The following is a 26,663-nucleotide window of genomic DNA, read 5'->3' on the forward strand; positions in this document are numbered from 1 at the left end:
TCTTCCAACACCCGGAAGGGCTTTTTTTATGCCTTCTCCCCACCCACTTCCTGGAAATAAGGTTGTTAAAATAGATTTTTAATGATAAAGTTGCACGAAACTGCGTGACCTTCGTGACATCATTAAAATTTTATTAACATGAAAACAGCTACACAACTGATTCACAGCATTCCGGTAGACGAACTGACAGGCGCCATTTCAGTGCCCATCTATCAGACGTCCACCTTTGTGCAGGAATCACCGGGCATCAATAAGGGTTTTGAATTTTCGCGGGCCAACAATCCCACGCGTAAAGTGCTGGAAGAGCTCATCTGTAGCCTGGAAGAAGGATATGCCGGCTTCGCCTTCGCCAGCGGCATGTCTGCCATTGACGCCGTGCTCAAACTGCTGAAATCCGGCGACGAGATCATGGCCGTGGAAGATACCTATGGTGGCATCTTCCAGATCTTCAACCACATGTTCGAACGTTTTGGCATCAAAGTAAACTTTGTGGACACCAGCAACCTGGACAAGGTATTGGCCGCCATCACGCCCAACACCCGTATCATCTGGCTGGAATCCCCCACCAATCCTACTTTGCGCGTATCTGACATTAAATCTGTCAGCAAGATCGCCAAACAACATAATATCCTGCTGGCGGTAGACAATACCTTCAGCACCCCGCTGCTGCAACAGCCACTGACACTCGGTGCGGACATCGTTATCCACAGCGCCTCCAAATACCTGGCCGGCCACTGTGACGTCATAGCCGGACTGGTAGTGGTGAATTCAAAAGCACTGGCCGACCAGATACGGTACAACCAGAACATCTCCGGCAGCATCCTGAGCCCGTTTGAAGCATGGCTCACCATCCGCGGCATTGAAACGCTCTACCTCCGGTTCGAGAAACAATGCAGCAACGCCAGCGCCATCGCCAACTGGCTCGCCACACACCCGGCGGTGGACAAAGTGTTCTATCCCGGACTGGCCACCCATAAAAATCATCATATTGCCCGCAAACAGCAGAAGAACTACGGCGCCCTCGTCAGCTTCTCGCTTAAAGCCGACAATATTAAAAATGCGATCCGCATCGTTAACGCCACCAAGCTGTTTAAACTGGCGGAAAGCTTCGGCGGCGTGAAAAGCATGCTGGCCCACCCGGCCACTATGACACACCGCACCATCCCGGAAGAATTCCGGAAAAAAACAGGCCTGCAGGACTCCTGTATCCGACTCTCCGTAGGGATCGAAGATGCAGAAGACCTCATCAACGACCTGAAACAAGCGCTGGATAAATTAAACCATCCGGCCGGCAAACAAATTACTGTTTTACAATAGCTGTCAGCCCGGGCCACCCGCCAGGAACACTGATAGCACCAACCAATTATGAACTAAAGTATGGAAAACAAGATCATCAATCTGGGTATTTTCGGTTTCGGCGTAGTAGGCCAGGGTCTGTACGAGGTATTGAACAGGACCAAAGGTATTAATGCACGTATCAAAAAAATCTGTATTAAAGACCCCAACAAATCAAGACCTATCGACAGTAGCTATTTTACAACGGATAAAAATGAAATCCTTGAAGATCCTACTATCGACGTAGTGGTGGAACTGATCAACGATACGGAAGCCGCTTTCGATATCGTCAGCACCGCCCTGCGCAACGGCAAAGCTGTTGTCAGCGCCAGCAAACGCATGATCGCGGAAAACCTGCCGGCACTGTACGAACTGCAATCCGCCAACAAAGTGCCTTTCCTTTATGAAGCTTCCAGCTGCGCCTCTATTCCCATCATCCGCAACCTGGAAGAATACTACGATAACGACCTGCTCAACGCAGTGGAAGGTATCTGTAACGGCTCTACGAATTATATCCTCACCAAAATATTTGAGGAAAACCTCAGCTTTGAAACCGCCCTTCAACAGGCGCAGGACTTGGGCTTCGCCGAAACAGACCCCACCCTCGATATCGAAGGCTACGATCCGAAATTCAAACTCGTGATCCTGCTCCTCCACGCATTCGGCACCTTCGTGAAACCCGAAGAAGTGTACAACTTCGGTATTCACCACCTCAACGATTTCGATATCCAGTTTGCCAAACAACGCAACTGTACCGTTAAACTGATAGCGCAATGCCGCCGCCAGAACGGAAGCGTGTTCGCCTACGTACTGCCCCACCTCGTAAAAGAGCATAACCTGCTGTACGACGTGTACAACGAATACAACGGCATCCTCCTCGAGAGCGCCTTCACCGATAAACAGTTCTTCGTAGGCAAAGGAGCCGGCGGTACCGCCACCGGCAGCGCTGTCCTCTCAGACATCTCCGCCCTGCTTTACAATTACCGTTATGAATACAAAAAAATCAAACAAAACAACCAGCCCAATTTCACCAACGATGTGAAACTGAAAGTGTACCTGCGCTACAAAACACCCGATCAGGTAGACCTGGCCGAGTTCTTCAATATCTCTGAAAAATATGAATCACCAGAGTGGAGATACGTGGTAGGCACTATCAACCTGCAGAAACTGAAAGAAGCAGGCTGGCTGAAAAAGAAAGACGTTAACCTGTTGGTCCTCGAATAAAACATTGGTGCCGAAGGCACAACCAACCACATATACAGGCCGGTCCGTTTGGACCGGCCTAATTTATTTTGGCGCCACGCGTCCCAGGGCTGAAGCCCTGGGCTACGTTTTGTTCTTCAATTTCTTTCTGATGAAAGAAGCCTTTCTCTCAGGTGTGAACTACATATATGCTAATCTGTTGTTCAATTGTCTTCTGATGAAAGAAGCCTTTCTCTGGTGTGAACTACATATATGCTAATCTGTTGTTCAATTGTCTTCTGATGAAAGAACTCCTTTCTCTGGTGTGAGCTACGTTTGGATTATAAAATGTTACTCAATTCTCTTCCAATTAAGGACCTGAAACTAATCGTCACCCAGGGCTTCAGTCCTGGGAAGCCAGCACTTCCGCCACTTTGCTCACAGGCAGTCCCATTACATTATAAAAACAGCCGTGGATGCTATCGATGCCTACGGCTCCGATCCATTCCTGGATAGCGTATGCGCCGGCCTTATCGTATGGCTTGAAGTTATCCACGTAGTAGGTTACCTGTTCTGTGGTGAGCGGCTTAAAATGTACGGTGGTTGTTTGGGAGAACGCTTTTTCAGTGCCGTTGCGGCGGATCACTACGCCGGTGATGACCCGGTGTTCGCGGCCGCTGAGGGCTGTCAGGATACGGATGGCGTCATCGCGGTCTTTGGGCTTGCCGATGATGGTATCGTCCAGCACCACGACGGTATCTGCTGCTATGATGATTTCTTCCGGTTTGCACAGCGTCATGACGGCAGCGGCTTTTTGTTGTGCGATATGCACGGGAATCTGTTCGATTTCCAGTCCGGGAGGATATGTTTCTGCTGTTTCCACTACTCTCACTTCGAAAGGAATGCCCGCCTGTTCCAACAATTGTTTTCTGCGGGGCGACTGGGAGGCCAGCACTACGGGAGCACCTTTGTACATTTTGATATTTTGATATTGGGTTGTGCTATAGATAGCATTTAAAAAATACCATTGATAAGATCCCGGTCAGCATGACCCATTTTACGACGGAGCTGACACGGTGATAATGTTCCGGCAGGTGTGCTTTTTTGAGCAACGTATAGGCATATACGCAGGGCACCTGTACCAGCAGCACCAGGTAGGCGATAGCGATATACCAGCCCAGCAGCCACACCCTTACCTCCACGGCTATGATGGTCACCTGCAGGGCCAGCAGCAGCATATTGCACAGCCTTTTGGCCGGCAGCACGCCCCAGAGGATGGGAATGGTACGGCAACCGTCTTTGCTGTCACCGATCATGTCTTCCAGGTCTTTCACGATTTCGCGCACCATGGAGATGATGAAGGCGAACAGCGCATATACGCCGATGATCTGTATCAGTTTACGGCCGGTGGGCGACAGGATCGCTTCAAAGCTTTCGTAGATCTGTTTCTCGTAGAAGCCCACCACTGATACCGACAGGGCGGTCAACAGGGAGATGATCACGTTACCGATCAATACCTGGCGTTTGAAGGAGGTGGAATAAAACCAGAGCAGCAGGGAGCAGATCACCTGGGTGAAGCCCAGGTAAATCTGGCCCGTTTTCCAGGCCACGATAAAACCGAGCGACACGCCGGCCATATTAAATATGGTATGCCAGGCCATGGCCCATCGGCGGCTGATGATTTTGTCCAGCACCATTTTGTCCGGTTTATTGACAATATCGATGTTGATATCAAAATAATCGTTGATAATATAACCCGCAGCCGCAATGAGCACTGTGGAGAAACTGAGCAACACGAACTGCGCCACCGAGAGGGAGGGCTCTTCGCCGCTGCTGTGCAATACCGGTGCTACCACGCAATACTGCAACAGGAACTGGGTAAGGGCAATATAAATGAGGTTGGGATATCTCACCAGCTTAAAAAACGCAGCCCAGAGCTTCATAGTGTACTGTTTATTATTTCGATGCAATGCCTTCGTCCATCAGCCAGTGATTGTTGAGCTTCAGAACTTTTTCTATTACTTCCCGCACACAGCCTTGTCCGCCTGCTACCGGGGATATATACCGGGAGATGCTTTTGATCTCGCTGGCCGCGTCAGCAGGACAGGTAGGCAGGGCTACCAGTTGCATCACCTGATAGTCAGGGATGTCGTCGCCCATGTACAGGATCTCTTCCCAGGTGAGGTCATGTTCAAACACATAATCCTGGAGTTTCTCTTTTTTATCGATTATACCGGTATAGATATCAGTAATACCCAGGCCTTGCAGCCTGCTGACCACACTCTCCGATTTTCCGCCGGAGATGATGACCACCCGGTACCCCTTTTTTACAGCCAGTTGTAAGGCGTAACCGTCTTTGATGTTCATTTTGCGTGACATTTCCCCGCCGGGCAATAACTGCAGTGTGCCATCCGTCAGTACCCCGTCCACATCCAGCACGAAAGTGGTGATAGGCTTGAATAAAGCTAGTACGTTCATCCAACAAATGTAATTACGAATTACCAATTAAGAATTACGAATTTAGGAAGCGTTGAAAATATATTTCATTATTTTATTATAGAACCGGGGCTGTATAGCAGCCAAAATTCGTAATTCGTAATTCGTAATTCGTAATTCGTAATTCGTAATTATTTATGATGTAACTGGTAGATGGCTTCACTCATCACATCGTATACCCGTTTCAGGTGCTCATTGCCGGCCAGCAGGGTACGGTGCAGCGCCATGGTGGTCTCGTCGTTACGGAGCGCCGGACCGGTTTGCACCGTTTCGGGAGCATGTTTCTCCAGCCGGTCGAATGTCTCCTTAATAATAGGTTGCAGCAGGGTGAAATCCAGCTGTTCCCGGTCACAATAGGCCTTCGCTTCAGCAAAGAGATGGTTGGTGAAGTTATTGCACAGTACTGCGGTGAAGTGGTATTTCAGGCGCTGTTCCGAGTCGGCGATGGTGATACGGGAAGCGATGCTGCCGGCAATGGCCTGCAGGCGTTTCAGCACATCATCATTGCCCGCTTCCAGCATAATGGGTATAGGCGGATAGTTTTTGAGCTCTTTACGGATGGACTGCAGCGGGTACAGCACGCCGGTATTGACCGATATCCGGGAGATAGCGCTCAGGGGCACGGCGCCCGCAGTATGGGCCACGATCCGCTTGCCCAGGCGCAGCTGGTCATTCAGCTCCGGGATGGCCGCATCACTGACCGCCAGCAGATAAACGTCTGCCTCCATATTAATATCCATCAGGTCAGTGGTGAAAGTGGAGTTCAGCATCTCCGAAAGCTCCCTGGCATGTTCGGGGTTACGGCCTACCACCTGCTTGACCTGGTGGCCATGCAGTTTTAACAACTGTCCGAAACAATGGGCCACATTTCCGGTACCAATGATTACAATATCCATAAACTAAAAATACGAATCCAATTACGATTTACGCATGACGGATTACGAATTAAGATGTTCTTTAATGGTTTATTATTAATTATTCGTTTAAACAAATTAATATTATTTATTATATAGAAAAGTTTAAATAACCAGATGACTAATACCATCATAGGGATAGCACCCCTTCATTGATAATTCATGGTCTGGAATTCATCATCGATAGGGGGTAATTCGTACTTTTACCAAGGGGCCTTATTTTTTAATTTGAAGGTACTTTTATATAATTGCAAACCCTATTAGTATTTATTTTACGATTTTTTACGTATTTAGCAGCATATTAAAGAAGCATACATGGCAAAAAATTTAGTTATAGTAGAGTCCCCGGCAAAGGCCAAGACCATTGAAAAAATTCTGGGCAAGGACTTTGAAGTCAAATCCTGCTTCGGGCACATCCGTGACCTGGAGAAGGACGACATGGGGATAGACATCGAAAATAACTTCAGGCCTAAATATGTAATACCGGAAGATAAAGAAAAGGTGGTAAAAGACCTCAAGAAGCTGGCAAAGGAAACCGATGAGGTTTGGCTGGCAACGGATGAGGACCGTGAAGGGGAAGCCATTTCATGGCATTTGTGCGAGGTACTGGGCCTCGATCCGAAAGAAACCAAACGTATCGTATTCCACGAAATCACCAAACCGGCCATCGAAAACGCCGTACAGCACCCGCGCAAGCTGGACATGGACCGCGTAAACGCGCAGCAGGCCCGCCGTATCCTGGACAGGATCGTGGGTTTTGAGCTTTCTCCCGTGTTATGGCGTAAAATGAGCATGCGTAACTCCCTTTCTGCCGGTCGTGTGCAGTCTGTAGCGGTACGCCTCATCGTGGAAAGAGAACGTGAAATCAACGGTTTTACCGCCGTTAGCACCTTTAAGGTAGAGGCATGGTTCACCGGCAAAGACATCAACGGTAAAAACATCTCCTTTAAGGCCGAAGGCCCTAATAAATTTAAAACAGCGGAAGATGCGGAGAAATTCCTCAAAGAATGTGTGGCTGCTGTCTATTCCGTTAAAGATATACAGGTAAAACCCGGCAAAAAATCACCTGCCGCTCCTTTCACCACTTCCACCCTGCAACAGGAAGCCAGCCGCAAACTGGGGTACAGCGTGTCTAAAACCATGCTGCTGGCCCAGAAGCTGTATGAAAGCGGTTTTATTACCTACATGCGTACTGACTCCGTGAATCTCTCTGATACAGCGGTAGCGGAAATTGAAAAAGCGATCAAAACCAGCTTTGGCGACCGCTATCACCAGTTCCGCAAATTCAAAAACAAAAACGAATCCGCCCAGGAAGCGCACGAAGCGATCCGCCCCACCTACATGGAAAACCCCACCGTAGACGACAGCGATACCCGCAAACTGTACGAACTGATCTGGAAACGGACCATCGCCAGCCAGATGGCTGACGCTGAACTGGAAAAAACCATCGCTAAAATCAATATCTCCACCAACAAGGAAGAACTGACCGCCAGCGGTGAAGTATTGAAATTTGACGGCTTCCTGAAAGTATACATGGAAAGCCACGATGATGAAGATATCAACGAAGACGAAGCACAGGAAGGGTCACTGCCGCCACTGGCCGTGAAACAAACGCTGGACCTCAGGGAAATGAAGGCCACCGAAAGATTCTCCCGCCCTGCGCCCCGCTATACGGAGGCCAGCCTCGTAAAAAAACTGGAAGAACTGGGCATCGGCCGCCCGTCTACCTACGCCCCTACCATTACCACCATCCAGAAAAGAGGATATGTGGAAAAAAGGGACAAGGAAGGCATTAAAAGAGAATTCCGCATTCTGGTGCTCAAAGCTGACAAAATCAGCCAGCAGACAGAAAGCGAAAACACCGGCGCCGAAAAATCCAAACTGTTCCCGACAGACCTCGGCATGATCGTGACCGATTTCCTCAACCAGTACTTCAATTCCGTGATGGACTACGGTTTCACCGCTAAAATTGAAGAAGAGTTCGACGAAATCGCCAACGGCAAAAAGGTGTGGAACAAAATGCTGAAAGAGTTTTACAGCCCTTTCCATAAAGATGTGGAAAACACGCTGGAAAACGCTGAACGCGTAAAAGGAGAACGCCAGCTGGGCGTAGAAGAATCTACCGGCAAGCCCATTGTGGCCCGCATGGGACGCTATGGCCCGATGATCCAGATCGGTAAGGTGGAAGACGAGGAAAAACCCCGCTTCGCCAAACTGAAAGCCACCCAGAGCATCGAAACCATTTCCCTGGAAGAAGCCATGGAACTGTTCCGGCTGCCCCGCAACCTCGGACAGTTTGAAGATTCAGACGTGATCATCAACATCGGCCGCTTCGGTCCGTACGCACAGCACGACAAGAAGTTCTACTCCCTCAAAAAGGAAATGGACCCGTACACCGTGGAACTGGACGAAGTAGCTCCCCTCATCGTGGAAAAAAGAGCTGCCAAAGACGAACGGACCATCAAAATATTTGAGAAGGAAAAAATCCAGATACTGAAAGGTCCTTATGGCCCCTATATCAAACAGGGCCTGAAGAACTACAAGATACCGAAAGAGAAAATTGACACCGCTGCGGACCTGACCGTGGAAGAAGCCAAAGCCATCATCGAAGATGCCAAAGCCAATCCGCCCAAGAAAAAAGCGCCGCCGCGGAAGAAGAAAGCTGAATAACCCGTAACCCGGGCATATTACCATTGCGTATGCACGAAAACAAGGAAATAAATGCATTGTTCCACCTGTTGGATGATCCGGACCAGGAAGTATTCGACACCGTTGCCAGCAAAATTCTGCTGTACGGCAAGGATATCATTCCCAACCTGGAGAATTTATGGGAGAATACCGTGGACGAGTCCATACAGGAAAGGATAGAACTGCTGATCCACCGGGTCCATTACCAGGACCTGCAGGCGGCCTTGCGTGCATGGAGCTTGTCGGAACTGCAGGACCTGATGCAGGGCGCCATCCTGGTGGCCCGCTACCAGTTCCCCGACCTGGTGCCTTCACAGGTGCTCAACGAAATAGAACGCATCAAACGCAATATTTGGCTGGAGCTGAATAACTACCTGACACCACTGGAGAAGATCAATGTGCTCAACAGCATGATCTATAATTACTTCGGACTCAAAGGGGAAGAAGTGTCCTATCAGCGGAAAAACCAGTTTTTCATCAACCAGGTGATAGAATCCAAAAAAGGCAATCCTCTTACCAACGGCATTATCTATCAAAGCCTGTGTGCTATGCTGGACCTGCCGGTATATGCGGTCAATATCCCCCGGCAGTTCATACTGGCGTATTTTGATACGTTCATCGATTTTGATGAACCCGTAGAACCGAACGACCAGCGCATCCTGTTCTTCATCGATCCCATTCAGGGCCAGATCTATACCCAACAGGACGTAGATACTTATCTGAAAAGGGTTTCCGTACCATCTGTGCCATCTTATTTCAAACCACAGTCCAACAAACGCATTATCCAGTTCCTGCTGGAAGAATTGGCGAAATGTTTCCGGGACGATAAAGATGCCTACCGTCAGGATGAATTAAGCAACCTGGCGTCTCTGCTTGAAGAATAAAAACGTATGATCATAACCAAATAAAAAAGCCGATCGCATGCGATCGGCTTTTTTATTCTTGCAAGAATTGATATTATTAGCAATAATATTCGCTTACTTAGCAGGAGTTGCAGCAGCAGCAGAATCAGCAACCGGAGCTTTAGCAGCAGAGTCAGCAGCAGGAGCTACAGCAGCAGCAGCAGAATCAGTTACAGCAGGAGCTACAGGAGCAGCGTTCATTGTGTCTACAGTAGTAGCAGTAGAGTCAGCAGCAGGAGTGCTACCACCGTTACAAGCTACGAAGAACATACCAGCTGCGATTGCAAATACAAATACTTTTTTCATTTTCAGTTTGTTTTATTTTTTTAAAACCGCGGCAAAGGTATAGAATAATTTCAGAATACAAAATCAATTCATTTCCTTTTTTTACGGCTATTTTTTCCGGAAAAAGATCTTCACTGGCACACCGCTAAAGTTGAAGTTGGTACGGAGCTGGTTTTCCAGATAGTTCCTGTACGGCGTCTTCACATCATCGGGCAGGTTACAGAAGAAGGCAAACGCAGGTGTGTGCGTAGGCAGTTGCGTTACGTATTTAATACGGATGGGCACCCCTCTTACTACCGGTGGATGGTACGCTTCAATTGCTTTCAGCATCACCTCGTTGAGACGGGCGGTCTGTACTCTGCGCAGGCGGTTCTCATATACTTCCAGCGCCGTTTCGATCGCTTTGAAGATACGCTGCTTTTCCACCACGGAAGTGAAGATGATAGGCACATCGGAGAATGGCGCCAGGCGGTTCTTCAGTTCCTTTTCATAATCACGTGCCGTGTTGGTGCTTTTTTCCACCAGGTCCCACTTGTTGACCAGCACCACTACACCTTTACCTTTACGGGCAGCGAGGCTGAAGATGCTGAGGTCCTGTGCGGTGATGCCTTTTTCAGCATCCAGCAGCAACATTACCACGTCTGCCTCATCTACCGCTTTGATGGCGCGGATCACGGAGTAGAACTCCAGATCTTCATTCACCTTCTGTTTGCGGCGGATACCGGCCGTATCGATCAGGATAAAGTCTTTCTGGTACATATTGTACCGGGTATGAATGGTATCGCGGGTAGTACCGGCGATATCGGAAACGATGTTACGGTCTGCCCCTACCAGTGCATTGAGCAGGGATGATTTGCCCACGTTCGGCTGGCCGATGATGGCGATTTTCGGCACATCAGCTTCCAGGTTCGGGTCATCCATATCATCAGTGATATGGGACACCACATCGTCCAGCAGTTCACCGGTGCCGCTGCCGCTCATGGAAGAGAGGAAGTAAGTTCTTTCGAAGCCGAGGCTGTAGAACTCGTTGGCTTCCAGCTGGCGCTGGGCGTTATCTACTTTATTGACCACCAGGTATACCGGTTTGGAAGTACGGCGCAGCAGGTTGGCCACGTCCGTATCGAGGTCGGTGATACCCGTCGTTACGTCCGTCATGAAGATGAGCACGTTAGCCTCATCCATGGCCACTTTCGCCTGTTTGCGGATTTCCCGCTCAAAAACGTCATCGCTATTGGTCACAAACCCACCGGTATCGATCACGTTGAACGATTTGCCGTTCCAGTCAGCGATACCATACTGACGATCGCGGGTAACACCGCTCTGATCGTCCACGATAGCGCGGCGCTGTTCCAGCAAACGGTTGAACAACGTTGATTTGCCCACGTTGGGGCGGCCCACTATAGCTACTGTAAATCCAGCCATTGTATTATTATGATTACTACTTTTTAAAATTACTGACTAGTACCCATATTCTTTCAGGTACAGGTCATTGTCCCGCCATTTGCCACGTACTTTCACATGCAGTTCGAGGAATACCTTGCGTTCGATGAATTTCTCGATGTCTTGTCTGGCCAGTGTTCCCAGCTCACGGATGGATTTGCCTTTCTCGCCGAGGATGATGCCTTTCTGTGTTTCGCGGGTAACGATGATCTCTGCTGCTATTTTTGTCAGTGTTTCTTTTTCCTGGTACTGTGTAACGATCACCGTGGTATGATAAGGGATTTCTTCTTCAAACAGCTGGAAGATTTTCTCCCGGATCATTTCCGCCACGAGGAAACGTGTAGACTTGTCCGTTAGGGTGTCGTCCGGATAGAACGCGTTGCCTTCTGGCAGCAGCGCTACGATTTCCTGCATCAGTTCCTTGATACCTTTTTTCTGTCTGGCGGAGATAGGCACCACTACTTTTGCTTTGCCCCATGCTTTCGCTTTCTCCATCAGCGTGTCCATATCCTCTTTGGAGAGGTTGTCCATTTTGTTGAGGATGAGGATGGCCGGCACTTTGAGGCGCAGGGAATCGAACAGTTCGAGGTTCTCTTCCAGCGAGTCTTTCGCGTCCATGATCAGCAGGGCGACGTCTGCATCTTCCAGTGCGGATTTTACCGCACCCATCATTTTCTCGTGCAGTTTGTATTTCGGGTCGATGATACCCGGGGTGTCCGAGAATACGATCTGGTAACCGGGTTCGGTGATGACACCGGTGATACGGTGCCTGGTGGTTTGCACTTTGGGTGATATAATAGCGAGCTTTTCGCCGATGATGGCGTTGAGCAAGGTACTTTTCCCCGCATTGGGCTTACCGAATATGTTTACAAAACCTGCTTTGTGCATGACTATCTAATAAAGGCTGTGCTGCTTTTTCTCTACTCAAACTTACGGAAATAAAAAAAGCCGAATTTCTTCGGCTCTTTCTGGTCTCTTTACCAGCGCTGATGCGCTCTTTTGTAGCGAGGAGCGGATTCGAACCACTGACCTTCGGGTTATGAGCCCGACGAGCTACCTCTGCTCTACCTCGCAATGAGGGTGCAAAGATAGTATTAATTTCATTCGCACCAAAACTTTTTTCAAAGAAAATGAAAAAGCCAACCATAACCGGTTGGCTTTCATATTGGAATGCATGTCTTTTTTAGAAGGGCAGATCATCGGCGGGTTGTTCTTCCACCAGTTCCTGTTCCGGAACGGCCGGGACCTCTACAGGAGCGGGACGGCGTCTGTCGTCATCCTTACGGCTGAGCAGTTGCAGGTGGTACACCCGGAGCCTTAAGGCCGCGGCAGGCTGATCGGTGCGGGAAATATACCCTTCCACCCTGGGGCCGCCTTCCACGTACACCAGCGTTCCCTGGTGCAGGTGCGCGGCCATGGTTTCCCGTCCCCACAGGGAGCAGTCCACCCAGGTGGTCCGTTCTTCCAGTACCCCGTCACGGTTCCGGAAACGCTCGTTAACGGCCACCGGAAAATTGAGCACCACGTTGCCGTTCACTTCTTTCCTGACAACATCCCGGCCCAGATAGCCGATAAACTGAAGTTTCATCATCTCATAAAGATTTAATGGTTAAAAATTAAATACAAGATGATTGAGAGAAGTGTAACAGGAAATTAAGCAATTTTTTGTTTCACACAGGAGAAGAGCGCAAAGTATTTTTCCTTCACGTAAAAGCCCCGGCAGAAAAGCAAAACCGCAAAAGATGTTTTTTTGTGCTACCTTTGTGGCTTCGCAAGGAGATCAACCGTTCCGCCGCGATTTATGGGGTGCCTTACTTTTCAGGCTGAGATCACACCCACAGAACCTGGACCAGGTAATGCTGGTTAGGAATTTAAAAAAACGAAAACAGACATACTAGAAATGAAACAGCTGATGTTGCTGGTGCTGCTGTCTATGGCAGGCACTTTACATGCACAATCCCTGGTTACTGGTACCGTTACCAGCAAAACCAACGGTAGGCCACTGGAAGGCGTTACCATATCTGTGAATCAAACCGGCGCCTTAACAGACCGGCAGGGACACTTCTCTGTCCATCTCCCTAAAAAAGGAAGTTATATACTACAAGCCAGCTATATCGGCTACAAATCATACACCACAACAATACAATCCGCCAATAATACACAGGTGGCAGACATCGTTCTCGAAGAAACCGGTCTGCTGGTGAAACCGGTAGAGATCAGCAGTCTCCGTGCCGGTAAAAACGCGCCGTTCGTCAACAGCACGCTCACTGCCGCCGATATCAAAAAAGGCAACCTCGGCCAGGACCTGCCACAGCTGCTGGACCAGCAGCCCGGCGTAGTCACCAATTCTGACGCAGGCACCGGTATCGGCTATACGGGCATGCGCGTACGCGGCTCTGATATCACCCGCATCAACGTGACCGTCAACGGTATCCCCATCAACGACGCGGAATCGCAAGGCACCTTCTTTGTGAACATGCCCGACTTCGCCTCTTCTGTCAGCAGCATCGAACTGCAACGCGGCGTAGGCACGTCCACCAACGGCGCCGCCGCCTTCGGAGCCACGCTCAACCTCAGTACCAACGAATACCGCGAGAAAGCCTATGGCGAAATCAGCAGCAGCTACGGTTCGTTCAACAGCTGGAAAAACACCGTCAAAGCCGGTTCCGGCCTCATCAACGACCACTTCACCATCGACGCGCGCCTCTCTAAAATCTCCTCCGACGGATATATAGACCGCGCCACCTCCGATCTCCGCTCGTTCTACACCTCCGCGGCCTACATTTCGCGGAAAACAGCCATCCGCCTCAACGTTTTTTCCGGTAAAGAAAAAACCTACCAGGCGTGGAACGGCGTGCCGGAAGCACTGCTCAAAACAAACCGTACCTACAACTCCGCCGGCACCGAAAAACCAGGCACACCCTATGACAACGAAACAGATAACTACCAACAGGACCACTACCAGCTGTTCCTGAACCAGGAAATTAATTCCAGCCTTAATTTCAACGTAGCCCTCCACCTCACCCGCGGCCGTGGCTACTACGAAAACTACAAAGCCAATAAAGCCCTCGCGGATTATGGTCTGCCTCCATACCAACACAACGGCGTTACCATAGATACCACCGACCTCGTGCAACAACTATGGCTCGACAACTACTTCTACGGCAGCGTATTCTCCGTAAACCGTACCGGCAACAAATTCAACTGGAGCCTGGGCGGCGGCTGGAACCGCTACACCGGCGACCACTACGGTAAAGTGATATGGGCCAAAGCCGGCATCGACAAAGACCATGAATACTACCGTTACCCCGCCGATAAAAACGATTTCAATATCTACTGGAAAGGAGAATATAAAATCACCGAAGCACTGCGCGCCTTCGCCGAACTGCAATACCGCAACATCGCGTACAACATGGACGGCTTCGAAGCTGCTCCCACCTATATGCCGCACGTGAACTACAACTTCTTCAATCCCAAAGCCGGTATATCTTATTACCTCACGCCGCTCAGCCGTGTGTTCGCGTCTATCGCCATCGCGCACAAAGAGCCTAACCGCGTGGACTTCGAATCCAACTACGGCGTAGCCCAGCCCAAACCGGAAATACTCCGCGACGTAGAAGCCGGTTACTCCTGGAGCAACAACATCGCTTCCCTGCAGGCCAACGTGTACTACATGAACTACAAAAACCAATTGGTACAAACCGGCATGCTCACCGATGTAGGCGCCTACGTCCGCACTAATATCCCGAAGAGTTATCGTGCAGGCGTGGAAGTGAGTGGCAACGTGAAACTAAGCGAGATCTTCACTGTCGGCGCCAACGCCGCCTTCAGCCAGAACAAAGTGCTGGACTACAACGCCGTTGCCTACGACGACAACAGTGTTGCCCATACCCAAACCTACAATAAAACAGATATCTCCTTCTCCCCTTCTTTCGTTGGCGGCTATACGCTGACTGCCCGTCCGCTGAAAGGACTGACCGTTGACCTGATCGGTAAATACGTCAGCCGTCAGTATATGGACAATACTTCCAGCAAAATCGCCAGCCTGAACCCCTACTATGTGAACAACCTGCGCTTCAATTACGTAGTGCCGCAGCCGTTGTTCCGTGAGTTAGGTGTGCAGCTGTTGCTTAATAATATCTTTGATGCGAAGTATGAGCCGAATGGTAGTACTTATAGCAGCTATGACCTGCAGCAGAACAAGGTGGTGTACAGCAATTATTATTATCCGATGGCAGGGTTTAATTTCTTTGTTGGGGTGAATGTAGGGTTTTAAGTAATAAATCTCTATCTAAACAAAAAAGGCCAGCCTGTCTAGCAAGCTGGCCTTTATCAATTAATAAGCATTGTCTATTTAGCCCCTATATACCTCCATCTATTCTCCTGATAATGGAAACCCTCCCAACGCATAGAGATATCCATACCATTGCTCATTCAAAAGGCTAATAATACGTTTTCCAAAACTCTAACCCAACCTAGATATCGGTGGAATCTTCATAGCTATTCCTCCTTGCATTCCTAAAATATAGTATTGGAAATAGTGCAATCACTATCCAAAAAAGTATTCGAGGTATACATAAATATAGCGGATAATCAGACCAATTACGGCCTAGAAAAAATGCGCATCCTAATCCCATGTAAAAGCATGCAATTTTAAAAATTATGACAATTGGTCGTTCTTTAGTTTTATCAAAGTAATTTCTATTAAGTACTATATTTCTATAAAGACTTAATACACATGCAAGTAAAGCATAATAAAGAACAGCTAAAATTATAGCACAATTAGCACAGTAAACTTCTATTAGCACGGTGGCGATCAATAATAGCATTATAAGTGCTTCCAATATCTTTTTCATAATTTTTATAGTTATATTATCGTATTGCTCTCGTATATACCTCTTTCCGATCACCATCAAGACGAATAGTAGTTTTAAGGCTCTCAGGATTGAAAGCTCCAATCTTTATCAATACGCAAATGCCAGCTTGCAGAACAAGCTGGCATTTGCGATTATATAAGTAGGAATAACTGATTTATCAATCTGGACTCCCCACAACAGTTATATTGGCAGAATCACAATCTAGCTCACTTAGCGCCTCTATAATTAAATCGAAGCACCCCTGATCTCTCTTAACCAGCAGTAAAGGAATAATGAATTGTAATAGCGTTAAAGAGTGTCAACCATTTGTTTAAAAATCGACTAAAACTCTGACTATCTTTTTTCAAATCGACACTAAAAGGAATCGGAGAGAATGAATTAATAACAATTTTATTCTGAAACGGAATTGCTAATGGATAGAACAGACTTAAATGTTCTATAGTAGCTACCTTCCTTTTGACATTTTTTTTTATATTAAATACCTCAATCCGAGTCGTTAAATCACCATCCTCTGAAGTCACAGTAAATGAAGCTATATTATTGGCATCTAAAAAATAGCAAAAGCTTCCGGAGAGCTCATTAGTTTTAAATTCATTCAATACCTTTATTTGCTGTTTAATAGGGTAAATGATCACATGTTTCCCTTCTCCGTCTTTTTTAAGACTTATTGCTATTTGCTTACAATCGTTATTTACAGATATATTGTCTATCATCTCTTCTGAGGATAATTTCAGATCGAATATACATTCAGATATTTTCTCCTTAAACGAATATTTATATATTTTACTTTCTTGTACATAAATAAAAAAAAGGTCGCTCCACAAGTCGACGTTTAGGGGATAACTAACAAAATCAGCGCGTCCCAACAACTGCCATATTTCCTTCGAAAGTGAGTCAAGCACTTCATATTTCTTTCCATGTAAACTATAAGAACAAATAAGTATCTGGTTGTTCTTTTCTTCTTTACAAATCAAAATAGAGTCTTTGATCCAGCTTATTGGTGTAGATAAACTATCTAATTCGCGTAACATCTTCTTTTCGGAAAGATTCATCAACACCTTTTTTTGATTCCGAGTATTCTCAAAAACGATAAACCTTCCGCTGGCAGATGCAGAAAGAACAATATTTGCTGCCTTTAATACATTGAATCTAAAAACAAAAAACATCAAAAGAATCAATACTCTCGCCATACTTTAATTTGATTTTAAATTTGCAGGCATTCTTAAATGCTTATTCTTAACCAAGAACGAAAGATTAAATGCATCATTTTTAATTACGGCTGCAGGCAAGATACTAGTAGACAAAGTGAGCCAACCTCTGCTAACACCAACCTTCTGCAATTTAATACCAACGCCCCCATCTTCTCTTTTCTCCATCACGATTCTAGATTTTCCAGAGTGAATAGTGATTTCTAAATTTCCAGCACCAGTCTTTACTTTATCCTCAACATTTTTACCATTAATTGTATTAATTATCAACTCAACACTGGAGTTATCCTCCTTTTTAACAAGTATATTCGTAATATTTGATAAAATGTTAAAAGCTTGTCGCTCTCCTTCCACATCTTTACGAGGATTAATAAATCCAAGCAACTCACTTCCTGTAATCATGTCTCCATCCTGCAAGTAATTTATTGTTCCACTCAAAAACGCTCCCATATTCTGCGCCTTAGGAAGATCGGAAATCTTAACTTGTCTCCCTGAGCTTGAAGAAGGTTGTTCGCTACTATTATTTTCGGAAGGAGGATCACCGATATGAAGAACATAATAATAAAAAGAGGCCTTCATCTCCTTTATAAAGTTTTCTTGCCTCCTAATTGCAGCGACATCAACTTCTGAAATGTCTTCCGGCTCCATTCCATCTGGATCGATAAATCTAACCGGGTTATTGTATGCATAGTTGTAAGTTGACCATCTCCTATTAACTTCTGACAGAGGGTCATCAACATGCCATCTCCCTATCTGGGCATCATACATCCTCGCTCCATAATCATACCATTCTAAACCACCGCCATCGCTAAATTCTTTATTCTCCAATTCTTTACCGTTATACTTCAATCTATTTTCCGGATAACGCGAACCAGCCAATACATTAGAGCTTATCCCCGCCATCGTCAACCCAAAGGGATAATAATGCGTTTCCTCAATCACCGGCCCGCCACTATGCGCCACTACTAAGTTATCAAAGAATACTTCCTGCGGACTTTCATTGCTGGTATAAACATACAAAAATCCGCTCTTTTTAATGACCATCTTGTCCTGGGAGAGGGTTTGCAGCTGGTCCGGTTCAGCTTTCACCTGCTTCACACCGCTATTTTCCTCCACCATTTTGAATTTGTCGTCAAACAGTACATAATTGAGGTATGCCTTCGGCTTTCCTGGTTGCTGATCCGGTTCTTTTTCCTTCAGTTGGCGGTAATCCTGATTGTAAAAATTAGCATTGAATGGTGTATTGCCAGCAGACGCAGCATTACCGTGCGTTGCATCAGCAGAAGTAGTTCCTCCAAATGCCGCAATCAGATCTGCCACCATATTTTCCGCCGGAACAACCGGATTATTTTTGTTAGCCGGACCATTGGATTTATAGAACGCCTTACTGCTTACCTGAATGGTATCCCCCGCCATAACCCTTAACACCAGAGACGGCCCTATCTTCTTACCAGTTCCTGTTGCGGTTAATTTCGCTACAGATTCATTTTTACCGGCGCTTTCATCTGCCGGATATCCCACCGGCTTATTACTTCTGGTATTATCAATGTTGCTGAACAACAGGTTCTCCTTAGCAGCACTGGGGGTCTCCATCGTAGCCGTATAGATCGACAAATTCGATGAATCCGTCAGTACTAACCGCGTATTCCCTAAATGATCCTTTGCAAAATAATCGTATACAAAAGCTGGCGTTCCCGTGGTTTGATAGACAGGCCTGATCCGTCCTTCTTCATGTGATACAAAGCGGAGGCTATCGTTCTCATATACCAAACCTCCCAGATAATCTGTAGTGGTTACTTTTGCAACACCACCTGTATTGTCTGTTACGGTCTTACGGATTTTGTTACCCGTGGCGTCATACATGAAGCGGATATTTCCTTTACCGGTAATACTAATCAACTCAGGTAAATTGAGGTGGTTATAGGTAATAGACGCGATCTGTTTATTCTCATCTTTAACAAGGTTACCTGCACCATCGTAGTTATAGTCGATGCCATCAGCCTGACTGTCGGTAAAGTCACCCAGGCCGGTTTTCACCCGTACGGTATCATACACGGATTGCAGCTGATTGCTATTGGCATTGTAACGATAGGCTAACTTATCCACATCAGCGGAAGCATTATTGACTAATCCCCGATGGTACATGCTCAACAGGTTACCATTAGCATCATACCTGATGTTTTTAACCGTGAAATCAACGTCATTATTCGACCAATTGCCGGAAGTAAACTGAGAGAAAGCAGCCCCCTTCAGGCGGCTTATTGAATCATAAGTATATCCATACGCCCGTTGCACCGGATCGTTCCATCCTTTCCAGCGTATACCTGCAATATTACCATTGAATGCCTGGTTAGTAAATCCATAATCGTAGCTCAGCTCCTGGCCGAAATGCGCGTTACCGGCGCCATTATTCAGATAGTCTTTGTTAATACTGCGCAGCCACCCCCGAAGATTATATTCGTAGCGCTGCGTTTCCAGTGGTGCATCATTACCCTTAATGCCTATTTCTTTTTGTACAAGCTGACCAGTCTCATCATAAGTATTACGCGCTACCGTGCGTACCTGCGTAACATCATTCAGTTGTTTATTAACTGCTTTCACACGTCCCTGGTCATCATACAACATTACGGTCAGCAGGGTAGTTTGCGGAGTAACACCGCTCCGCCTGTTTTTATGACGATGGTAAGTACTAACAACTTTACCATTAAAATTATAACGGGTAGTGACTACATCTATACCACCGGTAGCATTATCTGCCAATACCTGGGTTACCCGCCCCTTATCGTTATAATAGGTGGTCGTTGCCAGCCAGGTGTCTGTCCCTAATATACGTGTGCGCGTTCCCGTCACCAACCCATTAGCGAGGTTACTGATCGTTACCGGCTCAACGTATGCATTACCCTGATCGGTAGGTTTACTGAGATCGCTGGTCAACGGGCTTTGTACACCTGAAAAACCATAACTATCGTAAAAAGTAAACGTCAAGGGCGTCAATGTACCATTGCTGAATACATCAGGCAGCGGATTACTTACCACCACATTAACAGTCCCGCCATTCATAGACGGATCAATTTTAACATCTGCATCAGCGCCATCCCCGGTATCAAATCCACTTTCCAGCGTCACTGAGTTGGTTGCCTGGTAGGTACTAATCGTATTATCATAATAGGCAACTACCAGGTCGACGGGGCCGGGAAATGTATAACTGCCGGAAGCATTGCTACCAGCTATATTCATCTGTGCCTGTAAGGCTTCACGGGATATATCCCTGTTATACAACGCAGTCTCTACCTGCCGGTTTTGCTGGTCATAAAAAGTGACCAGCCATTGTTTTTGCGCCCGGAGGTTGGAGTCTCTGGTGAACACCAGGCGGTCACGGATGTCATATACCATCTCCGCCCAGCCGGCACCAGGTACTTTTTTGGTAGCCATCCGGTTCCTGCCGTCGTAGGTATATTGAAAACACAGCCCGTCTGCCACAGAAGCCACGCTTGCACCCGCAATGATCTTTTCAACACCCAATGGCGGTATAACGAAACGAAGGTTATTCAGATAATCATAAATATAGTAAGTGCATAACCAGCCCATATGCGCTGTACCTGCATTGGCAGTCGCACGTTGTTTCCTCAATATCAGCAGCCCCGTTTTGTCTTTGTATTCCACAGCCTGGCCACCATCTTCATCTGTAGCAATACTTACCGATAATTGTCCGGCGTCGTAATTTCCGGAATTTGCCGGCAATCCAGTCGCACCAATACTCCAGATATGCACCGAATCCTGTACCGTATTAAACCGGTATTGGTGCGTCACTGGACGGGTAGCCCAGCTATTGCCAGGAGCGTAAGTCTTCAATACCCTATTTAAAGGGGAAGCCTCAAATTCTGTTTGGCTGTAATATATCTTTTCGTCCTTCGCTCCGGGATTTAAAACAGGATCTCCATAAAACAACTGTTGAGCATTAAAAGGAGCTGTTTTAAATTTTCCGTCGGCAGCCGGATGCATATAAGGCAGATACTTATACTGCTCGCGCCCGAAAGCATCATATATCACCGGCGTCACAATATCATTGCCCGAAGCGCTCATTCCTTTTGCCACTGTCTGCAATGGTCTACCCAGGCCGTCAATATACTGTGTCGCCTGCTTTACCTCAGCAACAGTGCGCCCACCGGCAATCACCACCGCCGGATCTGTTGTTGGCATAGAGGGCTCCCAGGTCCTTACATAATTGACGGTCGGATTCGTATAGGCAGCGGGTATATTCACCGGCGTGGCCGAAGGAAGAGAGCCTCCGCCAGGTTGTTGTGCATAGAGATGTCCCCCTGTTGATAACAAAACAATGGCCAGCAAAGCCGGAAAATAGTTGCTAAAGCGGAATATATTTCTTTCTCTCATAGGTTTTCTTTTACTAATGGCCGCACAGACAGGCCATCAAAGTGTGCTACAACGGAACTTGTTACAGAACAGGAGCCTGATACTGATAGTCGTAACGTTTAAGAATTTTTCCATCCTGGTCGGTGATTTGCAACAGCCGGTTGAAACTATCATACTCGTAATAGGCAGTGCTGTACCGCTCATTCGTATTGCTGGACATCCCGATTCCTGGTTCAAATGTTACCGTTGTCATCAGAGACGATTGCGGCGCAAGACGCAGGTCATCGATCGTTACATTCCCTGATACTATGACATTCTGTGTACCTGCCGGCAACAAATGTTCATATAATGTCCAGCCTTTCCGGCTAAGTATAGCAGTACCGGCAACACCATTTACCGTAGCAGCTCCACCATTTGACCAGTAAGCCACTTTAGATGCTCTGCTGTTAGCTGGCAAAACAGCCGTAATGTTACCACTACCAAGGTCATAGGACTTTTTACCGGTGACAGAGATATTTGTATTACGTGCTGCGGAAGAAATGTTCCAGTTACCTGTTCCGTCGGCTTCAAAGCCAGTATAGGCAATTTCAGCAGTGCTGGCGTCAGTAACGCTTGCTACAGGATACTGTTTGTTGTAATCCCAGATAATTGCCTGTAAAACATCCCCCGCTTTAGATTGCAACAGGATATTCTGGCGGTCATCATAAGCATAGAACTGCATCCGCATTTCATTTGGGCCCGTGCCATCCTGTACGTAGTAAGACTCCGGCATATATACCTTCCCGTTATTAAACCAATCCCTATACCTCGCCTCGATTTTTTTTACCAGCACACCATTCTTCTCTTCCTGCTGTTCAACAATTGGCGCTATGATATTACGGCTCACCATACCCTGGTGTACCGCCGATGCCGGAAAGTCATTGGGATATTTATACCGGGTAATGATGATGTTATTCGGATCTGACAGATTACGGTCCAGCTTCAACTGATAGTAAGCAGAATCATACCCATACTGATGGATCGTTTCCTGAAAAGGAGCTGAATTAAGTTCGTAGCTATATTCCTTGACATTTTCACTGGTTTTGATGATCCTTCCGGAACCAGGAGAGTATGATTTAGCATAGAATCCACCGAGATAGGGCTTTTCCATTGACATGTTGGTCATATAAAGACAACGGAACTGTGGTGCATTATGTACTGTGAAAGTAAGATCATATTGATTGACAGTATATTTCACAGTCCGCCCTTGTTTATCTTTTACCTCTTCTTCTTTGAGATTACCCAGGCACCAGGAAGGGATTCCCCAATACATATAAGGATAATCCGTAGGCGTCGGCGCTCCGCTCGTGGGCAGGAGATTAGTGTCATACGAGGAAATGATACGGCCCATGTCACCGTTGCCCATAATGGTCTCTACCCGTTTGTAGTAAATAAAACCATCCTGGTTAGCATAAGGGGAGGAACTTCTGTTGGAACTTGCTGCCAAATAAGCTCCGTTTATCGTATAGTCGTACCTGGGATATACCGGCAATATACCGGAACTAGAGCTATCAGGCGTCAGGTATTTAAAGTCACGGTATTGCGAAGTACGCTGAATAGGATCATAGTCTGTTATTCTCTTTACCCGTAAGCCGCCCACTGTCATCTCTGTAGACACTATCAATGATCGGTACTGACAGGAAACCGTCATATAGGCGTTACTGTTTTTCAGGATATTCAGCAGGGAAGCATCCTGATTTTCGTTAAAGAATATTTTCAGGTAACAACCATTTACCGCACTGGTAATATTGGGAATGTTGTGCCAGTTCTCCGCCATTTCACGGTAGGTATAATCGTCGGATGTATAAATTACCTGGCCTGCCGGATTATACAGTCTGAATTTGAAATTTGCCGTGTGGTACGAGTTTTCAATGGTATTCACATTAGTCGCAAACTGCGGATCAGTAAGTTTCCAATTGAGTATCAGGCCGCTTTGCAGTCCCGCAATATCCAGTGGCAATATCTGTCCAAACTGATTGGCTGGCTGGTCGAGGTACTTGTTGATTTCCTTTTCCTCTCCTCTGTACATATAAGCCCGGTTGTTCTCATGCTCAAAAGCAGTATAACCACCTGAAGGGTAAACGATTTTGTTGAGCGTGCCAACAAGAGAAGCATCTAAATTAACCTCCCTGCTCCCGCCCGGGACATTATAGGTATTGCCATTAAAGGAAAAGGTTATACTGGGAAGCGCTGTCGTGTTACTGGTTTCCCCGTTATAAAATCCCCAATGGTCAATAGCGAAACTATTTCTGGGTGGTAAATTCCCGGGATAATACTTGAATTCATAAGGCGGTTTGGTAACTCCTCCATTGGCCACCTCTTGTAAAGAGATAAGCATCAACCGATAACTGTTTCTATCAGGCTGACCATTTTCCAGGCCTCCGGTATACTGATAGTTAAACTCATAACCATTCCGATTATTGATCAAGATTTTTTTCAAAGTTTTCATGCCGGGAATGTCCAGCCGCTCGGCAGTGTCATAAGTAAATGTCACTTCCGACCCATCCGGCAGGCGTACACGTGTAGGATACACAGCGGTCACCGACATTTGGTTATAAATCCTGTTAAACTGTGGAGATGCTGAAACAGCAGGATTAATATAGTAGCTTTCTGTAATGGCGCTTTTGTAGGAATATCCAAGCGTGGTATATTCAAAAACAATCTCGTCACCTCCTGAAGGTGAAATTATTTTTGTCAGGTACCAACTGGTAGTGCCGGACAGATTGGTTCCTTCATTGAGCCCATCAAGACCTAACGTCATACTGCCACCGGATTCCCTGGCGGCAAATTCGTATTTTATGCCGTTTTCATCCGTGATGGTAAAACTTGTAATATCAAGGCCGCTCGCCTGATTAAAGCTAATCTGCAGTTTCTGATAGGGTTCAATAACAATCCTGTCAGGCATAGTTCCTTTTCCAATATAAAACCGGCCACTCCGTCCATTGAAATTGAAATTGAAAATGTCCATCTCACTGTCAAAGTTCTTTTCAAAAAAATTTCTGTAGGTGGGGTAGTTTGTTGAGAATTCATCGCCGCCAGCTTCTACAGGGATGGTAATGCTATTGTCCATATAGCCGCCCGGTTTGTCATCAGGGATTCCCCGGACCATCCGTGAAATCGCTCCTCCCATATTCAGCGTCCATCCCAGTCCGGTTTTGGAAGCAATATCTTCCACCTTAATACCACCCGAATGGTAAGTCAGGCTGATATTACATTTCAGCTGGTTACTGTTTCCCTGATAACTGAATATCGGAATATCGATCTGAGGAAGACCTGTATTTAAGGTAACGGGAATATTGCCTAATTTCTGGAAAGCAGTAGCATCCGGTGAAGGAGGCATGACCTGGTACAATTGCGGCGCCAGTTTTTGGGCCTGAACGGAGCCAACACAACAAATTAAAAACAGGGACAATCGGTAATAAAATTTCATAGCTCGGTACAAGAACGGGTAAATAGTAATTATTTGGTTCCCGGGTTAACAATTTTCGGCTGTTACGCCGGGTAATATTTGATTTCGGTTAGGTTTTACATGCTAATGACATATCATGCAAGACATAAATTTAATAATTTTTTTTAAAGTCATAATTTTTTTTCACACTTAAATAGATCATAAAGTATCTCATTTAATTCTCCACAATTGGTAAACGATCTAATATTAAAGCCTTAAACTCTGCCTTCCTGGCTTTATTCCCAGACCTATCAAAATCTTTATTGATATTTTTCCAATTACCAACATCTTCCCTTCTCTTAACCGCCACAAAAGCAAAATTTGTGTAGGTGTTATCTATGCCCTCTCTGACCCATGTCAGCATTATCTCATCTCTTCTCTTATTATAGAAATAAATGTAATACCAGTGGCCTGAAGCATCACGCAGGCCATCATCAAATCCATATCCTTCGGGGACTAGTATAGAACTATCGCTTATTTTCAACAACTCAAACATATATATCAATGAGTCCTTGTTTGTTTTGTATTGATATATTTCTGCATAGGGAAAACTACCTGCAGAAAACATGTTACATGCAAAAACTAGACAAATAACTATGAAGGCTGTAGCTATAAGCTTTTTCATAAGTTTGAAATTCGATTTTATTATTTAGGAACTCACTTCCGGTCCGGCTCTTAATCATTCCGGCTCCAGGCCGATCTTAGTTAAATGCGAGCAAATATTCAACTTTTCCCACTAATGCATAGTAATTCATATTTACAGGTATATTAGATATCTCCCCTTCACTTTAAACTTCCGGTTGTGCATAACAACATAGGATGCTATCTCTTCTTCTGTCTGAACAACCAACGAAACCCTATTCCTACCCGCTTCCACAGGTATCCACGCTGAAGACATGCCATTTTCAAAAACAACTTTCACCCGGCTTATCTTTTCAAAAGTTCCCACGCACAACCCTATGGTTGGAAGACACCTGACAGTATCATGATTCACCAGCACAAATACATCATGAAGAGCTTCGTTCCTGCTATTTCTCACTATGGCGATTTTTAAGCTGTCTACAAACGCTCCATCGTCATCACTCAGCAATACCGAAATATTGTCCTGTTGCAGCGTACTTTCCAGCGTCAATATCCGTTGCCTTACTGTCCACCTTCCTTCACTCCTCCCTCCGGACAAGCATGTATGTTGCCAATAGGTATAGGTCCCATCCTTTTTCAGCACTAATCCGCAGTCAGCAAAATCATCTTTTGGATAATATCCGAACTTCATAAAAAAGCCATTGTTTCGTTCCGCCTTAGATAACGCAACACGTTTTAGCATTTGTGCATTTACCTGCGTGGAGCAAATAGCCAGCAACGCAGGAATTAATATGCTCCAACAAATCGTTGGTAACCATCCTACTCTATTCAATAGATGACTATTCATATCCACTAAAATAAAAAACCCTCTCCGCCTAATCGCGAAGAGGGCCAAT

At 46.3% G+C, this 26,663-nt stretch carries 18 protein-coding genes, 1 tRNA gene and 1 riboswitch; of the genes, 6 read left to right on the top strand and 13 right to left on the bottom strand.

Annotated features, from left to right (window positions below; all coding sequences use genetic code 11):
• Positions 1-138: 138 nt before the first annotated feature.
• Both HGH92_RS05105 and HGH92_RS05110 read left to right on the top strand, forming a co-directional pair.
• A complete protein-coding gene (locus HGH92_RS05105; protein WP_168869671.1) occupies positions 139-1,317 on the top strand; it encodes a trans-sulfuration enzyme family protein in 1,179 nt (392 codons plus the stop codon).
• Between the two features lie 60 nt (positions 1,318-1,377).
• The gene (locus HGH92_RS05110) at positions 1,378-2,559 is read left to right on the top strand and encodes a homoserine dehydrogenase (RefSeq protein ID WP_168869672.1); all 1,182 of its coding nucleotides are present in this window, start codon (positions 1,378-1,380) and stop codon (positions 2,557-2,559) included.
• 361 nt (positions 2,560-2,920) lie between these two features.
• Here HGH92_RS05110 and HGH92_RS05115 read toward each other — a convergent pair whose 3' ends face one another.
• The 4 genes from HGH92_RS05115 to HGH92_RS05130 all read right to left on the bottom strand — a co-directional run bounded on the left by HGH92_RS05115 (position 2,921) and on the right by HGH92_RS05130 (position 5,909).
• A complete protein-coding gene (locus HGH92_RS05115) occupies positions 2,921-3,493 on the bottom strand; it encodes a Maf family protein (RefSeq protein WP_168869673.1) in 573 nt (190 codons plus the stop codon).
• A gap of 25 nt (positions 3,494-3,518) precedes the next feature.
• Positions 3,519-4,460 (bottom strand): geranylgeranylglycerol-phosphate geranylgeranyltransferase, encoded by a 942-nt coding sequence (locus tag HGH92_RS05120; protein WP_168869674.1) that lies wholly within the window; start codon positions 4,458-4,460, stop codon positions 3,519-3,521.
• 13 nt (positions 4,461-4,473) lie between these two features.
• Positions 4,474-4,995 (bottom strand): KdsC family phosphatase, encoded by a 522-nt coding sequence (locus HGH92_RS05125; RefSeq protein WP_168869675.1) that lies wholly within the window; start codon positions 4,993-4,995, stop codon positions 4,474-4,476.
• Between the two features lie 149 nt (positions 4,996-5,144).
• Positions 5,145-5,909, bottom strand: a complete 765-nt coding sequence (locus HGH92_RS05130; protein ID WP_168869676.1) for a Rossmann-like and DUF2520 domain-containing protein — start codon at positions 5,907-5,909, stop codon at positions 5,145-5,147.
• A gap of 333 nt (positions 5,910-6,242) precedes the next feature.
• On the opposite strand from HGH92_RS05130, the gene topA reads away from it, so the two are divergent.
• From topA to HGH92_RS05145, 3 genes are read left to right on the top strand one after another with little or no spacing between them, the layout of a single operon-like run.
• Positions 6,243-8,597 carry a type I DNA topoisomerase gene (topA, locus tag HGH92_RS05135; RefSeq protein ID WP_168869677.1) on the top strand — a complete coding sequence of 785 codons (2,355 nt, stop codon included), beginning with the start codon at positions 6,243-6,245 and terminating at the stop codon, positions 8,595-8,597.
• 29 nt (positions 8,598-8,626) lie between these two features.
• Complete coding sequence (locus HGH92_RS05140) at positions 8,627-9,499, top strand: transglutaminase-like domain-containing protein (protein WP_168869678.1); 873 nt, start codon at positions 8,627-8,629, stop codon at positions 9,497-9,499.
• 37 nt (positions 9,500-9,536) lie between these two features.
• Entirely contained in the window at positions 9,537-9,866 is a 330-nt protein-coding gene (locus HGH92_RS05145; protein ID WP_168869679.1) for a hypothetical protein, read from the top strand.
• 44 nt (positions 9,867-9,910) lie between these two features.
• Here the strand turns inward: HGH92_RS05145 and der are convergent, their stop codons facing one another.
• The 4 genes from der to HGH92_RS05165 form a co-directional block, all read right to left on the bottom strand.
• Positions 9,911-11,224, bottom strand: a complete 1,314-nt coding sequence (gene der, locus HGH92_RS05150) for a ribosome biogenesis GTPase Der (protein WP_168869680.1) — start codon at positions 11,222-11,224, stop codon at positions 9,911-9,913.
• Positions 11,225-11,260: 36 nt separating this feature from the next.
• Positions 11,261-12,130, bottom strand: coding sequence for a GTPase Era (era, locus tag HGH92_RS05155; RefSeq protein WP_168869681.1), 870 nt, complete (start codon positions 12,128-12,130; stop codon positions 11,261-11,263).
• Between the two features lie 114 nt (positions 12,131-12,244).
• A tRNA-Met gene (locus tag HGH92_RS05160) sits at positions 12,245-12,316 on the bottom strand.
• A 109-nt stretch (positions 12,317-12,425) separates the two neighbouring features.
• On the bottom strand, positions 12,426-12,833 hold the full coding sequence (locus HGH92_RS05165; protein WP_168869682.1) for a single-stranded DNA-binding protein: 408 nt from the start codon (positions 12,831-12,833) through the stop codon (positions 12,426-12,428).
• A gap of 201 nt (positions 12,834-13,034) precedes the next feature.
• Positions 13,035-13,130, top strand: a riboswitch (TPP riboswitch).
• Between the two features lie 12 nt (positions 13,131-13,142).
• Between HGH92_RS05165 and HGH92_RS05170 the strand changes: the two genes are divergently transcribed.
• On the top strand, positions 13,143-15,518 hold the full coding sequence (locus tag HGH92_RS05170; RefSeq protein ID WP_168869683.1) for a TonB-dependent receptor: 2,376 nt from the start codon (positions 13,143-13,145) through the stop codon (positions 15,516-15,518).
• Between the two features lie 852 nt (positions 15,519-16,370).
• On the opposite strand, the gene HGH92_RS05175 is transcribed toward HGH92_RS05170, so the two are convergent.
• From HGH92_RS05175 to HGH92_RS05195, 5 genes are all read right to left on the bottom strand, one after another.
• Positions 16,371-17,309: a hypothetical protein gene (locus HGH92_RS05175; RefSeq protein WP_168869684.1), complete on the bottom strand. Its 939-nt coding sequence runs from the start codon at positions 17,307-17,309 to the stop codon at positions 16,371-16,373.
• Between the two features lie 3 nt (positions 17,310-17,312).
• Positions 17,313-21,719, bottom strand: a complete 4,407-nt coding sequence (locus HGH92_RS05180; protein WP_211092535.1) for a DUF6443 domain-containing protein — start codon at positions 21,717-21,719, stop codon at positions 17,313-17,315.
• Positions 21,720-21,780: 61 nt separating this feature from the next.
• Positions 21,781-25,149 (bottom strand): hypothetical protein, encoded by a 3,369-nt coding sequence (locus tag HGH92_RS05185; RefSeq protein ID WP_168869685.1) that lies wholly within the window; start codon positions 25,147-25,149, stop codon positions 21,781-21,783.
• Positions 25,150-25,360: 211 nt separating this feature from the next.
• On the bottom strand, positions 25,361-25,810 hold the full coding sequence (locus tag HGH92_RS05190) for a hypothetical protein (protein ID WP_168869686.1): 450 nt from the start codon (positions 25,808-25,810) through the stop codon (positions 25,361-25,363).
• A 132-nt stretch (positions 25,811-25,942) separates the two neighbouring features.
• Positions 25,943-26,614: a hypothetical protein gene (locus HGH92_RS05195; protein WP_168869687.1), complete on the bottom strand. Its 672-nt coding sequence runs from the start codon at positions 26,612-26,614 to the stop codon at positions 25,943-25,945.
• Positions 26,615-26,663 lie beyond the last annotated feature (49 nt).

The organism is Chitinophaga varians, from assembly GCF_012641275.1.
Lineage (GTDB): Bacteria > Bacteroidota > Bacteroidia > Chitinophagales > Chitinophagaceae > Chitinophaga > Chitinophaga varians_A.